At 56.3% G+C, this 13,244-nt stretch carries 14 protein-coding genes; 4 read left to right on the top strand and 10 right to left on the bottom strand.

The window, feature by feature from the left end; genetic code table 11:
• Positions 1-101: 101 nt before the first annotated feature.
• On the bottom strand, positions 102-689 hold the full coding sequence (locus tag ACEWZM_RS04950; RefSeq protein WP_414005386.1) for a gamma-glutamylcyclotransferase family protein: 588 nt from the start codon (positions 687-689) through the stop codon (positions 102-104).
• 175 nt (positions 690-864) lie between these two features.
• Here ACEWZM_RS04950 and ACEWZM_RS04945 point away from each other — a divergent pair, with 175 nt between their 5' ends.
• Positions 865-1,329: an RrF2 family transcriptional regulator gene (locus ACEWZM_RS04945; protein WP_414005385.1), complete on the top strand. Its 465-nt coding sequence runs from the start codon at positions 865-867 to the stop codon at positions 1,327-1,329.
• 123 nt (positions 1,330-1,452) lie between these two features.
• Here ACEWZM_RS04945 and ACEWZM_RS04940 read toward each other — a convergent pair whose 3' ends face one another.
• Together ACEWZM_RS04940 and ACEWZM_RS04935 are read right to left on the bottom strand one after the other, a co-directional pair.
• Complete coding sequence (locus ACEWZM_RS04940) at positions 1,453-3,978, bottom strand: ABC transporter permease (RefSeq protein ID WP_414005384.1); 2,526 nt, start codon at positions 3,976-3,978, stop codon at positions 1,453-1,455.
• Positions 3,975-4,691 (bottom strand): ABC transporter ATP-binding protein, encoded by a 717-nt coding sequence (locus ACEWZM_RS04935; protein WP_414005383.1) that lies wholly within the window; start codon positions 4,689-4,691, stop codon positions 3,975-3,977. The genes ACEWZM_RS04940 and ACEWZM_RS04935 overlap by 4 nt, the downstream gene beginning before the upstream one ends.
• A 51-nt stretch (positions 4,692-4,742) precedes the next feature.
• Here ACEWZM_RS04935 and ACEWZM_RS04930 point away from each other — a divergent pair, with 51 nt between their 5' ends.
• Entirely contained in the window at positions 4,743-5,384 is a 642-nt protein-coding gene (locus ACEWZM_RS04930; protein ID WP_414005382.1) for an arylesterase, read from the top strand.
• Positions 5,385-5,463: 79 nt separating this feature from the next.
• Here the strand turns inward: ACEWZM_RS04930 and ACEWZM_RS04925 are convergent, their stop codons facing one another.
• A complete protein-coding gene (locus tag ACEWZM_RS04925; protein WP_414005381.1) occupies positions 5,464-5,670 on the bottom strand; it encodes a cold-shock protein in 207 nt (68 codons plus the stop codon).
• Positions 5,671-5,953: 283 nt separating this feature from the next.
• Positions 5,954-6,505: a L,D-transpeptidase gene (locus tag ACEWZM_RS04920; protein ID WP_414005380.1), complete on the bottom strand. Its 552-nt coding sequence runs from the start codon at positions 6,503-6,505 to the stop codon at positions 5,954-5,956.
• A gap of 422 nt (positions 6,506-6,927) precedes the next feature.
• Here ACEWZM_RS04920 and ACEWZM_RS04915 point away from each other — a divergent pair, with 422 nt between their 5' ends.
• A complete protein-coding gene (locus ACEWZM_RS04915) occupies positions 6,928-8,139 on the top strand; it encodes a hypothetical protein (protein ID WP_414005379.1) in 1,212 nt (403 codons plus the stop codon).
• Between the two features lie 86 nt (positions 8,140-8,225).
• Positions 8,226-8,651 (top strand): thioredoxin TrxC, encoded by a 426-nt coding sequence (gene trxC / locus ACEWZM_RS04910; protein WP_414005378.1) that lies wholly within the window; start codon positions 8,226-8,228, stop codon positions 8,649-8,651.
• 77 nt (positions 8,652-8,728) lie between these two features.
• On the opposite strand, the gene ACEWZM_RS04905 is transcribed toward trxC, so the two are convergent.
• The 5 genes from ACEWZM_RS04905 to ACEWZM_RS04885 all read right to left on the bottom strand — a co-directional run bounded on the left by ACEWZM_RS04905 (position 8,729) and on the right by ACEWZM_RS04885 (position 13,031).
• Positions 8,729-8,947 (bottom strand): hypothetical protein, encoded by a 219-nt coding sequence (locus tag ACEWZM_RS04905; RefSeq protein ID WP_414005377.1) that lies wholly within the window; start codon positions 8,945-8,947, stop codon positions 8,729-8,731.
• 218 nt (positions 8,948-9,165) lie between these two features.
• Positions 9,166-9,345, bottom strand: coding sequence for a hypothetical protein (locus ACEWZM_RS04900; RefSeq protein WP_414005376.1), 180 nt, complete (start codon positions 9,343-9,345; stop codon positions 9,166-9,168).
• 195 nt (positions 9,346-9,540) lie between these two features.
• Positions 9,541-9,792 (bottom strand): hypothetical protein, encoded by a 252-nt coding sequence (locus ACEWZM_RS04895; protein ID WP_414005375.1) that lies wholly within the window; start codon positions 9,790-9,792, stop codon positions 9,541-9,543.
• A 199-nt stretch (positions 9,793-9,991) separates the two neighbouring features.
• Positions 9,992-11,659 (bottom strand): energy-dependent translational throttle protein EttA, encoded by a 1,668-nt coding sequence (gene ettA / locus ACEWZM_RS04890; RefSeq protein ID WP_414005374.1) that lies wholly within the window; start codon positions 11,657-11,659, stop codon positions 9,992-9,994.
• A 67-nt stretch (positions 11,660-11,726) separates the two neighbouring features.
• A complete protein-coding gene (locus tag ACEWZM_RS04885) occupies positions 11,727-13,031 on the bottom strand; it encodes a reverse transcriptase family protein (RefSeq protein WP_414005373.1) in 1,305 nt (434 codons plus the stop codon).
• Positions 13,032-13,244 lie beyond the last annotated feature (213 nt).

The following is a 13,244-nucleotide window of genomic DNA, read 5'->3' as shown; positions in this document are numbered from 1 at the left end:
TGCGGGCATTTAGGCAGATGAATAGACAAAGGCGGCCTCTCAACGAGGTCGCTTTTTTCTTTGCAATAAGGGCCGAAACAGACAGGAGTGTCTGTCCCAGATCACTGGCCGTCCGCGACCACAGATGCCCCTAGCCTGTCCAGATGATGATCTACCAGATCAGTTTCAGATTGGTTCAGGTTTTGGGCGCGCGGATAGCGTGGGACGTCGCGGTCATTCAGGATTGGTGCATCCCAGCCGTCGGTTGTTCGGATAAATGCATCAACACCGTCGGGGCCAAAGATATCCAAATAGCCTTGAATAACGACGTCCAGATAGCTTAGCAGGATAGGGTGACGGGGGCTCGCGACGTGTTGGCTTTCTGGCGGTACCGCATAAACGGCGATTTCGGTCTCTGATGGAAGATCGTGTTGCACCGTACCCTGGGCTGGCAGGCGATCATATGCAAACTCGCGGTCATCAAGCGCTGCCCAGTCTGCTCCTGGTACCTCGGCAATCAATCCGTCAATCGCGCTCTTGGTACAGGGTATAGCACTGAGAAAGGCAACAGGGCGCAGGTCGGTGTGTACCCAAGCCCGACGCCAGCCGCTTAGCCGGGCAGGGCGCGCCTGACCATACGTATGGGTACGGGTGTTGACTAGGCTGCCATAGCCAAAGAAAAAGGGGCCAGAGGTATTGGGGCCGGGCATTCAAGTCTCCTGTCTGGCTGTACCTACAGTCCATAATATGTGACCGGGCTGATGTATCAGAACCGGTTTTGGGGCATCGGTCGGTCCAGACCTATCGCGGCTTTGATGCATGTCAAAGTGCCCTTTGCCTGCTCGTGTCATGATTTTTCGATCAATGCACCTCAGAGGGGCGATCATGCGGATTACAAAACGGACCAATATAGCAGTGCGATTGTTGATGTACTGCGCAGCCCATCCCGCCCAACGGGTTACCAAATCGGAAGTTGCGGTGCGCTGCAATATCTCGGAAAACCATTTGGCACAGGTGATCAACCAATTGGCCCAGTTGGGATATCTGCATACGCTGCGCGGGCGAAATGGAGGGCTGTCGTTGGGCCGGTCAGCCGAGACAATCAGCATCGGCGATGTATACCGCGATGTCGAGGGTGGCGTACCGGTTGTTGAGTGCTTTGCCGACGTCGATAACACTTGTCCGCTGGTGTCAGCCTGTCGGTTGCGGTTGGCGCTTTCTGATGCGGCGCAGGCGTTTTATCGGTCGCTCGACGCTATAACCCTGCAGTCGCTGGTATGCAAAAATGATGAGTTGTTGGCCCTGTTCCAGCTTCCCGCCTTCGCCAGTTGTGCTGATCGCCTTAGCTGACCTCTCAGCGCTATGTGCAAAAAGATCAGCCTTAGTTTGGCAAGCGCATGGCCAGTATGCTGATGGCGGATGGGCCGCGCAAAGGTCACGTGCCGCCATCAGGTTGGTGGAGGTCTCCTCAGACTAATCTCTGGCGCGAAGGATCCTTGCAGGGCGTACTTGTAGGGGCCGCCAAGCAAAGATCAGACCGGCCAGCAGCGTGGTCAGAATGCCACCGCTGATAATCGCCAGCGCATTGCCCCAGATCACCTGATAGTCGCTTTCAAACACATATGTGTTGATCGCCCAGGCGCCTGTCATCCCGGCGACCAGCGCAACCAGCCCGGCTCCAGCCCCCAGAACCACAGACCGTAGGGCAAAACTGACAAGGATCTGCTTGCGCGGTGCACCCAGAGTTTTCAGCACGGCGGCCTCGTAGCGGCGAGCAGGTTCACCTGCAGCGGCGGTACCGATCAGCACCATGAAGCCTGTAAGTAGCGTTGCTGCAGCACCATATGCTGTAGCAGATGCCAGTTGCCGCAAGATGTCCGAAACCCGATCCAATGCATCGCGCACCCGTATCGCTGTGATATTGGGCATCGCGCGTGCCAAATCTCGCAGGATCTGCGCCTCGGCTTGTTGCTCGGCATAGACCGTTGCGATATAGCTGTGCGGGGCCCCGGCCAGAGCGCTCTCATTCAGAACCATCACAAAGCCCATGCCGGCAGTGGAAAAATCGACTTCGCGCAGGCTGGTGAGTGTAGCTTCGATATCGCGACCAAGAACATTAATTGTCAGCGTGTCGCCGACGCCCAGACCCAGCTCCTCAGCCTCTTCGCGGGCAAAGCTGACTTGGGGCGCGCCGGTGTAGTTTTGGGGCCACCATTCCCCCGCCACGATCTGTGTGGTTTTCGGCTGCTCGGCGGCATAGGTGATACCACGATCTCCGCGCACCACCCAGTGATCGCCTGCCACTTCTGTTGCAGGTCGGCCATTGATCGTAGTGAGAACACCTCGCAGCATAGGGGCACTCTGCACCCGATCTACAGCGGGATCTTCTTCTACGCGGGCCAGAAAATCGGGCATCTGGTCGCGTTGGATATCAACAAAGAAATAGGAGGGGGCCACATCCGGCAGATTGCCCTCAATTGCGCGGCGCATATTGCCATCAACTTGTCCGATCGCTGCAAGAACCGTCAGACCAAGCCCCAGCGCCAACACCGTAGGGACTGCGCCATCGCGAGAAGTGCCGATGGCGGACAGCGCCCAGCGAAGTGCGGGGGTGCCACGGGCAAAGGGCGCGCTGCGGCGAGCAATCCAGCCCAAGACAAGCGCTGCCAGCAGCAATACGGCAAGCGCGCCGATCAGACCACCTGCGGTCCACAGCGTCAGTTCTACTGCGCCGCTGAACATCGCCGCTGTGCCAACCAACATGGCGACTGCGAATGCTGTGGCTACAATATAGCGGGGGGCGGGCCAGTGGCTGCGGCTGTCCAGCGCATCACGAAACAGGGCGGCTGCCCGGATCCGCTCGGCACGGGCCAACGGCCAAAGCGCAAAGATAAATGCCGTCAGCAGGCCATAGAGTGCCGCTTCGCTTAGCGCCGGGACAGAGATGCCAAAGATTGCCGGGAACGGCAGTTGCGCCGAAATCAACGGCCCCAACAGCACTGGAGCGAGCCCGCCGATGAGCAGGCCTATCGCAATGCCAAATAGCGCCAGCGCTCCTATTTGCAGAAAGTAAGTCAGAAAGATCGTCCTGCGGTCTGCGCCAAGCGTGCGCAGTGTGGCAATCGTCGCGGTCTTACCCGCAAGATAAGCACGCACAGCTGCCGATACACCAATACCGCCAACGGCCAGCCCTGACAGGCCAACCAGAACCAGGAACCCAGCAAGCCGTTCGACAAAGGCTGCAATCCCAGGCGCGCCGTTGCGGGCATCTGTCCAGCGCATACCGCTGTTATCAAAAGCCGTTTCGGCGCGGGTTTTCAACTTCTCCAGATCTGTGCCTGTAGGCAGTATCAGGCGATATTTGCTGGAGAACAATGTACCGGGCTGCAATAGGCCGGATTGCGCTAGGCCGTCGGTCTGAACAATGGTGCGTGGCCCCAGAGTAAAGCCTGCGCTAGCTGCGTCTGGTTCATTTTCCAATACGGCCGTCAGCACAAATCGTTGGGTGCCAAGGGCAAAGTTATCGCCAATGGAGAGCCCCAATCGGTCCGCCAAGACCCGTTGCATGACACCGCCGGGCAGCCCGTCTGTTCCGGCCAGCGCCTCATCCAACGGCAGGTCAGGTGACAATTGTATTGTGCCAACGAGCGGATAGGCATCATCCACTGCCTTGACCTGCGTCAGGGCGCGTTCGTCGCCAACGACCGCCATAGAACGGAAATCAATGATTTCTGACCGCGCAATTGCGGTATCGTCCATCCAGCGTTGTTCTTCCTCGCTGGCGCGGCGATAGGTGAAACCAAGTTCAGCGTCGCCACCCAGCAGCACTGCACCCTCTTCATTCAGGCCCGTTTCGATGGCTGACCGCAATGAACCTATTCCAGCAATTACAGCGACCCCTAGTGCGAGGCAGATCAGAAAGACGCGAAAACCATACAAGCCACCGCGCAACTCACGCGCGGCAAAACGTGTTGCCAGCGACAGCGCGCCAGTGCTCATTCTGCGGCCTCGCGCGTCGCGTCCTGATCCAGTCGCCCGTCACGCAACCGGATCACCCGGTCGCAGCGTGCCGCCAGTTCGGGTGCATGGGTGACCATAACCAGCGTCGCACCGTAGCGGTCGCGCAGGTCAAACAGCAGATCCATAATTGCATCGCCATTGGTTGCATCAAGATTGCCTGTCGGTTCATCCGCGAGCAAAATGCGTGGACGGGTCACCAGCGCGCGCGCCAGTGCCACCCGCTGCTGCTCTCCGCCGGACATTTGCGCCGGGAAATGGCCTGCACGATGGCCCAGACCAACCGCTTCCAATTCGGCTTGGGCACGATCAAAGGCGTCTCTGTGACCCGCCAGCTCCAGCGGAGTGGCGACATTTTCCAGTGCTGTCATCGTCGGGATAAGGTGGAAGCTCTGGAAAACAACGCCCATATTGTCACGGCGAAACCGTGCCAGCGCGTCTTCATCCATCGCCGTCAGATCTTGGCCCAGTGCAGATACGGATCCGCCAGTGGCTTGCTCCAGGCCGCCCATAACCATCAACAACGATGACTTCCCAGACCCTGAAGGGCCGATCAGGCCCAATGTCTCGCCGGTCTGTACGTCAAGCGAGATATCATGCAGAATTTCGACCGGTCCGGTATTGCCAACCAGCGACAAAGACGCATGTTGGAGGGTGAGAATGGGGTCTGATTGGGAGATCGTGCTCGACTGCATGTGAAACCGCGCCTGTTTTGGGACATCTCTCGATATGGAGCCTTTAAACCAATGCGCAAGATGATTGCAGGATTGATTTTTATATTTACTGCGGCAGTGGCGCAGGCTGAGCCCGTCCGAGTGGCTGCGCTTGGTGATAGTCTGGTACAGGGTTACGGGCTGCCGCAGGGGCAGGGGTGGGTCCCACAGTTGCAGCGCTGGCTCGGTGAAAAAGGCGCTGAGGCTCGGCTGATCAATGCTGGTGTGTCCGGCGATACCACGGCAGGTGGCGCTGCTCGGATCGACTGGACACTGGCAGATAAACCTGATGCATTGATTGTAGCGCTCGGCGGCAACGATCTGTTGCGCGGTATTGCACCGGCTGAAAGCCGTGCCAATCTTATCCACATCCTAGAGACGTCTAAGACGATCGGAGTGCCGGTTTTGCTCGTCGGCATTCAAGCGCCCGGGAACTACGGAGCGGATTTTAAGCTGGAATTCGATGCGATATTCCCGGAATTGTCTGCCGAATATGGCACGCTGCTACACGTAGATAGCCTTGCCGGGATCCGTGCTGTCACTGGGAATGATCCGCAGGCGGCTGGGAAGTATTTGCAGGACGACGGTATTCACCCCAACGCAGAGGGCGTGGCGCTGAATGTGGCAGCTATCGGCCCCAAGGTGCTAGATTTGGTCGCGCAGGCTGCACAATAGAGAGGCGGCAGGTGGCAGGGGCCAAACGAAAGACGGCCCCGAAAGGGGGCCGACAGCTGATCATATTTTCGGTTGGCGGTCAGGCCAGTGCGATATCCACTGCAGACTCGCGGCCGTCACGACCCGGTTGCAGCTCATAGGTCACTTTCTGATTGTCCGCGAGGCCGGTTAGGCCAGATCGCTCAACAGCGGAAATATGTACAAATACATCGCTGCCACCCGAATCGGGTGCAATAAAACCGTAACCTTTAGTGGTGTTGAACCATTTGACGGTGCCTGTGGCCATCGTCTTCTTCTCCCAGTCTTTACTCAATATCCCTGTCCGCGACATGCGACAGCACGGCAATGTCAGTGCGTTTTCATGACCGAGCCACCTAGGACAGCAATGAGTTCTGCGCAACCTTGCGGTAACGATCTTGTCGCCAATGTCCTTTCGGCGCAAGTGTTATAGCTAGGTGTGCCTCCCGGTTGGGCGGTGCGGGTGTCCCATAGGCAAGCTTGGCGTAGTTTGTAGGCGGACTGATGCGCCGCGTAAGCCAGAAACGGCCACGTAGGGCCAAGAGCCGGTATCAGAGTACAGTCACCGTCGTTCCCAAGGGTACCCGTTGATACAGATCGACCACATGTTCGTTCAGCATGCGGATGCAGCCGTTGGATACCGAATGGCCGATGGTCTGAGGCTGGTTGGTGCCATGGATGCGGAAATAGGTGTCCACGCCGTTTTGAAAAAGATAAAGCGCACGAGCGCCCAATGGGTTATCTGCGCCGCCGGGTTGCACATATTTATTGTCAACAAATCGCGCATAGGCCCGAGGGTCGCGTTCGATCATCTCGTTTGTCGGGCGCCATGTCGGCCATTCCTTTTTGACTTGGATCAACGCCGTGCCGGTAAATTCCAGCCCCGCCCGGCCTACGCCGACACCATAGCGGCGCGCACGTCGCGGCTCGGTCACGTAGTACAGATAGTAGGAGCGTGGCAGCACCAGAATTTGCCCGGGCGCGAATTCCTTCTTGATGCGGACCTCCTGCGGAGTGGGGTCAAAGGCGGTTTGGGCTGACCCGGTTTGGGGCCAGAGCGTGGTTGCAGCGGAGCTTGCCAGAAAGGCGCGGCGTGACAACATGCGGGGCTCTTTCGGTTTTGGAACAGATGCAAACAGTCTGCGGCGGAGTGTCGATCCGGTCAATAGCCTGCCTGGGCGGGATCACCGAGCGTGAGGCCTGCGCAACAACCACGATGATATCCCCCTTCGGGGGCGGGGCGGGCCAACTTCGTGAAATCACGAATATGTGATAGTATGTGAGTGGGTCGCGTTTCCGACCCACTGTCAAACTCTACGGATTTCTCCATGGAGAAATTACTTTTGACGATGCTGCGCGGGCAGTTTCGTGAAGCCAGATTTCATGACTTCGGGACGTGTTGTACTCGGGTCAACTGTGGCCAAGGAGGAAACCGGATGGGGGCTGCCCACACCTCGGGCAGGCGGTATTGTGGTACTATTCTGGAGTAACGATTGTGATTGTTTCATTTGCGAGGCGCGCAGGTTTGACTGCGCTGTTTACTGTTGTGAGTTTGGTAGGTGCAAAGAGTGGGGGCGCGCAGGAGCGCGGTGGATTTTTAGCAACTTCGCTGAGCTATTCCGAACGCATGCTGGACCGGCAGGAGGATGTGACCAATAAGGTCGCCATCGCCCTGCGCGCCCGCCATTCCGGACAGCTTGGCAGCAATCGTGTCACATTTGGCGGGCGGTTTCTTGGCGCTGTCATCCACGAGACGACCAACACGCCGGGCAAATTCCCGATCCTGTCACGACTGCCGCCCACGCACACCAGCGGCACCTCGGATACCTATAGCGTGATCAATGATATCACGTTGATGGCCACCGCCACTACACCATTGCTGATGGCGCTGGTGCAGGGTGAATATACTGAGGTTGAATATCCGGGCCAAAATGACATTCAGCTGCGTAAGGCCTGGCTCGCGGTTGGTGATCTTGTCCGCTCACCTTTCTACATTGCGGTTGGACGCAAGTCTGTGAATTTCGGGAACTTTGCTAGTTATGCGCCGTTCACTCATACCCATAACAGCCATTATTTCTGGTCCCAATCCAAGGACCCGCTGATAGAGATCGGCTATATCACCGATCGGACCGAGCTTGCGCTGACGATCATTCGCAACCATCGTGGCAATCGGGTGATTAGTAGCCCCAAGAACGATGGACGCTACACAAACTACGCCTTGAATGCGACGCATCGCTTGACCCTGGCCAATGGTATGGCGTTGAAGCTTGGGGCGGGTTTCCTGCGGGGTACGATCTATGACAGCGTCATTGCACATCATCCGCCGGGCACTGGTATTGACCGTGGTTGGAATGGGGCATGGGATGTGAACGCGACACTCAGCGGTGAGCGGTTTGATCTTATGGCCGAGTTTGCCCAAACCACGGATCGCTGGCCTGCTACCGATCACCGTGTCAGCGCGCTTACTGTGCAAGGGCGGTACCGTGGGGCGTTCCTTGATCGTCCGGCTGTCTATTCGTTATCCGCCAGTCAGGGGCGTCAAGGCGGATCAGGCACAGAATGGGAGGTGATGTCACAGGTCATTCTGGGGATGGAGGTTGCAGTGGCGAAGAATGTCAGATTAGGGGCGGAGTATCTCTTTAATGATGGGTTTGTGCCGCTGATCCTGCCCCGTCGCACAGGGGATGCAAGTGTCCGGTCGCATAGCGTTATTCTGGGAGCCAAGCTCACCTTTTAGAGACGGCACTTGTTCGGCCTGTTTTGTCCCGTATATCAGGGCAGGACCTTATGAGTAGACGACCGACAATTAGGAGAGACTTCGATATGGGCGCAAAGACCCTGACCTGCCTCAGCTGCGCGCAGCTCAACCGGGTACCGGATGACCGCATCGCAGCCAATCCGAAATGCGGCACATGTGGAGCGGCGCTGATACCAACCGCGCCTGTCGATGTTGATCCTGCTACGTTGCAAAAGGCTGCTGCGCAGGATGATCTGCCGTTGGTGGTAGATTTCTGGGCGCCATGGTGTGGCCCCTGCAAGATGATGGCGCCTGATTTTTCCAAAGCGGCTAAATCGCTGAAAGGACAGGTGCGTTTGGTTAAATTGAATACCCAAACCCATCAATCCACGGGCGCCCGGTATCGGATCAAGGGGATCCCGACGTTGGTCCGTTTCACACGCGGTAAGGAACAGAAACGACAAGCAGGCGCCATGCGGGCCGGTCAGATTGTCAGTTGGGCGAAGGGTTGAGGCACTCTGATGCGTTCGGAGTTGGGTATTCACCTGCCGGTGAGACTGATCTCTGTGTAACGCTGGCAGATTGGTATTCAGGCAGTGCGCCGACGCTCGTCAGAGTTGGTTTGGTGCATTCGGCGCAGGCTGGGAGGCAGTTGCATCATGATAAAAATCGTCACAATCGCTCCTGTGGTTCCAACAGTCGGATAGAGTAAAAGGCTATACCATAGAGGTAGGGCATACAGGGTATAGGCGGCCACAGCAGAGAACATCCCTGCGAAAGTACCGACAATGATCCCGATCCATGCCATCTTCTTCCCTCTTGGGTTGAGTTGAATTTAATCTACAAATTTTTACACAGATCGCAATAGGCCTGTAGGGATCGGAATATCTCAAATTGTCTTTATAATTGGTTAAGCTTGTGATCTGGCAGAGCGCTCAGCTCCATGAATTTTATCGTAAGATTTTGTAAAATAAGAAATATATGTAAATTATGTGCCGAGATCTAAAATATCGAAATTGTCTAATTTTATGAATTTTGAGGTGGTGTCTTGCGCGAGAACCCGCCGTCTTTCACCATCAGTACCAGTGTAAGCACCAATCCGAGAGCACCACCAAGGCCTGAGTAGATCAATAGAAGGCCCCATATCGGAACGGAGTAGGCTACATGGCCTACCACGGTGATCAGCATCATTACTGCCGCACTCATCAACATCGCCAACCACGCCATAGGATCCTCACTAAATATATGAAGAACCTGACCGATAGTCGGTGGTGCAATCAATAGCCTTTTGGGCAGCCTGATGACTGCATTGGAATATGTTTGAGAATTGAGGCGTGCAACAGGGGGCTCTGGGCGGCGCTGTAACTCATCGCGTGTGCAATGCGATTCGAGATCTGAGGATCAAGCCTGGGCCGGTTCGGATGCGAGCGCTTTATGTGTAGGGTGGCCAGGAGCGTTGTGCGAAGACTTTGCCACAGCATTGCGGGTGGCTTTGTGAACCCAGAGCAGCAATATCGCCAATATTGCAGAAGGTACCCCAAACAGCGGATACAGCAGCAGGCTCATCCCGAAAGACAATCCGATCAAAGTGTAGCCCAACAGGGCGGCGTTCAGCCCGCCAATAACACCCACCAAAATTCCGATCCCTGCCATGCTCTGCCCTTTCTATGGCCAGTGCTAAAGGCGGTTCCCGCCGGGTGCACCGTTAGAGTATGGTTAAAGTTTACGGATAATTTTGTTCAAATTATGCCACGGCGATGGCGACTGCGGGGGAGTGTCTAAAGTAACTTAAGTTTCGCTACTTTTCCTGAAGTGAACAGGCGAGAAAACACCCGCCTGTTCAGACAGTAACTTACCGCACAAATTTCTTGTGCTTCAAGCGTTTGGGCTCCAGTGCATCGGCTCCCAAGCGGCGTTTTTTGTCTTCTTCGTAGTCTTCGAAGTTTCCTTCGAACCATTCCACATGGGCGTCGCCTTCAAAGGCCAGCATGTGGGTACAGATCCGGTCGAGGAAGAAACGGTCGTGCGAGATCACCACCGCGCAGCCGGCGAAATCGACCAGCGCGTCTTCCAAAGCCCGCAAGGTTTCGACGTCCAGATCGTTGGTCGGTTCATCGAGCAGCAGCACGTTGCCGCCCTCTTTCAGCAGGCGCGCCATGTGTACACGGTTGCGCTCACCGCCGGACAACAGGTTCAGTGGTTTTTGCTGATCACCGCCCTTGAAATTGAACGAAGAACAATATGCGCGGGAATTGACTTGCGCATCGCCCAGTTCGATGATCTCAGCACCGCCGGAGATTGCCTCCCAAACGGTTTCGTTGTCCTTCAGGTCATCGCGTGACTGGTCCACATAGGACAGCTTCACGGTGTCACCATAGGAGACCGTGCCGGTATCAGGCTGTTCCTGACCAGTCAGCATGCGGAAGAGAGTGGATTTACCAGCGCCGTTGGGGCCAATCACACCGACAATGCCTCCGGGCGGCAGATCAAACGATAGATTCTCGACCAGCTGCTTGTCGCCATAGTGTTTTGAAATGTCTTCAACCTCGATCACTTTGGAGCCGAGACGAGGACCATTGGGGATGACGATCTGCGCGCGGGTCAGCTTCTCACGCTCTGACTGTTCGGCCAGATCGTTATAGGCGTTGATCCGGGCTTTGGATTTGGCCTGACGGGCCTTGGCCCCTTGACGCATCCATTCAAGTTCACGCTGCAACGTCTGTTGCTTGGATTTGTCCTCGCGGGCTTCCTGCTCCAGACGCTTGGCCTTTTGCTCCAGCCAGGCGGAATAGTTCCCCTCGTAAGGGATACCTTTGCCGCGATCCAGTTCAAGGATCCAGCTGGTGATGTCATCCAGGAAATAGCGGTCGTGAGTGACGCAGAGGATGGTGCCTTTGTAGTCGATCAGGTGCTGTTGCAACCAGGCGATGGTCTCTGCGTCAAGGTGGTTTGTCGGTTCGTCGAGTAGCAGCATATCTGGTGCTTCGAGCAGCAGTTTGCACAGGGCAACCCGGCGTTTTTCACCGCCCGATAGGTTGGCGATTTCCGCATCATCGGGGGGACAGCGCAGGGCCTCCATCGAGATGTCGATCTGGCTGTCCAGATCCCAGAGGTTTTCCGCATCAATGCTGTCCTGCAGTGAGGTCATCTCTTCCATCAGCTCGTCGGTGTAGTTCTCGGCCATTTCAACAGCGATCTGGTTGAAACGGTCGACTTTGTCTTTCTTTTCTTTGACGCCGAGCATGACATTTTCACGCACGTTCAGAGTTTCGTCCAGTTTTGGCTCCTGCGGCAGATAGCCAACTTTGGCACCTTCAGCAGCCCAGGCCTCACCGGTGAAGTCCTTGTCGAGACCCGCCATGATCTTCATCAGTGTCGATTTACCGGCACCGTTGACACCGACAACGCCGATTTTTACGCCGGGGAGGAAGGACAGGTGGATGTTTTCAAAGCATTTCTTGCCACCGGGATAGGTCTTGGAGACCCCCTGCATGTGGTAGACGTATTGATAGGCAGCCATGAGACAGCTCCATTAAAGGGGGTAATTTGCTGGCTGGTGTGATAGCGGATGGCGAGGGCCGGGGCAATCACGGATGCGGTGATGTGGTAACAGCAAGTGCTGCGTCAAACCGTCTACGCAGTATTGCGCCTTTTGCAGGGTTAAGGTTCTCAACCCAACTGATACGGCCGCAAAGTGCATTGAGGATTGCAGGTATGTTTCTATCCGCGTTCTGGGGGTCGCTAAGTCGGTGAATAGCTGCCTTCAGAAGATCATAGTCGCGGCGCGGGATGTTGATTTTCTCGTTCACGGTTATGCCGGTGCAGACTTGCGACTGGTGCCGGTAGGCGACACGAGTCTTCTCAGTGTTCAGATGGAACCGCTCATCACCGACTATATCAGGAACTGCGTGCCGCAGGGTTGTGACAATATGGCGATCACCGGAAAAGGCCAGATCATCAGCATAGCGCGTAAAATTGGCATCCAGACTGCGTGCCAATGCTGCAAGTCGTTTGTCCATGTTGAAACAGCACAGATTCGCCAGAGCTGGTGATGTCGGTGCGCCTTGGGGCAGATGTCGCTGGGCCAACCGGTGCGCTTCCATCGGGACCTTAGACCGGATGTGGCGTGGGGTTTCCAATGTGCAAAGTCCAGCCAGCGTCCGTGCGACCGGTTCCGGGTAGCCAAGGCATCGAAACAACCCGGTAATCCGCGGTATCCGGATCGACGGAAAAAACAGTTTGAGGTCGAAACAAACCAATACATCTTCGCCAGCATGTTGTGCGGCCGCCCGGATACAGTTGCGTCCAGGAACGAACCCGTAGGAAGATGGGCTGGGAGGGACCGAGTTCAAAATACCTTGTAAGACCCGCCTTTGCAGTTTTTTGAGTAATGGTTTTGGCTCTTCAATCAGACGCTGTGTACCGTCTCTCTTTCGATGCATTTGGAACCGATAATGCGGGGCAAACGCGTTGTCCGTAGCATTTGACAGCCCGCGCAGATCGGCAAAACGAACCAGCTCGTGTGGATCCAGCGCCAGCCATTCAGCCAACGCATCTGTGTTGTCGAGGGGAGGGATGGAGAGATCTTCGAAGACGGGCAGAGGCGTAAAGCGGTTTGGTTCAACATACTGATCTGGCCAGTCACCATGTTGCTGCACATACTCAAATAGCCTTTGAACCGCCCTCAGAGGCTTAAGCGTTTCTGCGATGCTAGGCGGTGATGGGGCGTAGGCTTTCGGGTGCGCATTGATCAAACTGGCGGCTATTTTTGCCGCCGCATGGCGATGGGGTTGAGGGAGGCGCAGGAGCAGGTGCTGTTCCAGATCTTTTGCAGTCCAACGCTGCGCGTGGAGCGATGTCGCCAGCGTGATGGTGAAGTCTTTGAACGTCATGACAACTCCAACTGGGGCGTTGGGCCGCCGCCAACCTGACGCCGTCTTGCATAACCCGGCCTTGCTGAAGGCAAGTGCAGGTTATGCGCCGAATGTTCAAGGTCACGAACTTACCCATGGGGAAGCCCCATGGCGCGGTTTCCCGCAGTCTTGGAACAGCGGCCCAACTTGATTGGATAGAAGCAGACGAGGCCGTTAGGGTCAATTCGTCAA

It is taken from the genome of Phaeobacter cretensis, from assembly GCF_047372505.1.
Taxonomy (GTDB): Bacteria; Pseudomonadota; Alphaproteobacteria; order Rhodobacterales; family Rhodobacteraceae; genus Phaeobacter; species Phaeobacter cretensis.
The sequence above is the reverse complement of the archived record's forward strand: the minus strand, read 5'-3'. Positions and strand labels throughout refer to the sequence as shown.

Bases quoted from the DNA above. Each gene is read 5' to 3' on its own strand.
- ACEWZM_RS04950 (WP_414005386.1), bottom strand. From the start codon at position 689: ATGCCCGGCCCCAATACCTCTGGCCCCTTTTTCTTTGGCTATGGCAGC.
- ACEWZM_RS04900 (WP_414005376.1), bottom strand. From the start codon at position 9,345: ATGAGTGCGGCAGTAATGATGCTGATCACCGTGGTAGGCCATGTAGCC.
- ACEWZM_RS04940 (WP_414005384.1), bottom strand. From the start codon at position 3,978: ATGAGCACTGGCGCGCTGTCGCTGGCAACACGTTTTGCCGCGCGTGAG.
- ACEWZM_RS04945 (WP_414005385.1), top strand. From the start codon at position 865: ATGCGGATTACAAAACGGACCAATATAGCAGTGCGATTGTTGATGTAC.
- ACEWZM_RS04885 (WP_414005373.1), bottom strand. From the start codon at position 13,031: ATGACGTTCAAAGACTTCACCATCACGCTGGCGACATCGCTCCACGCG.
- ettA (WP_414005374.1), bottom strand. From the start codon at position 11,659: ATGGCTGCCTATCAATACGTCTACCACATGCAGGGGGTCTCCAAGACC.
- ACEWZM_RS04930 (WP_414005382.1), top strand. From the start codon at position 4,743: ATGCGCAAGATGATTGCAGGATTGATTTTTATATTTACTGCGGCAGTG.
- trxC (WP_414005378.1), top strand. From the start codon at position 8,226: ATGGGCGCAAAGACCCTGACCTGCCTCAGCTGCGCGCAGCTCAACCGG.
- ACEWZM_RS04935 (WP_414005383.1), bottom strand. From the start codon at position 4,691: ATGCAGTCGAGCACGATCTCCCAATCAGACCCCATTCTCACCCTCCAA.
- ACEWZM_RS04925 (WP_414005381.1), bottom strand. From the start codon at position 5,670: ATGGCCACAGGCACCGTCAAATGGTTCAACACCACTAAAGGTTACGGT.
- ACEWZM_RS04905 (WP_414005377.1), bottom strand. From the start codon at position 8,947: ATGGCATGGATCGGGATCATTGTCGGTACTTTCGCAGGGATGTTCTCT.
- ACEWZM_RS04895 (WP_414005375.1), bottom strand. From the start codon at position 9,792: ATGGCAGGGATCGGAATTTTGGTGGGTGTTATTGGCGGGCTGAACGCC.
- ACEWZM_RS04920 (WP_414005380.1), bottom strand. From the start codon at position 6,505: ATGTTGTCACGCCGCGCCTTTCTGGCAAGCTCCGCTGCAACCACGCTC.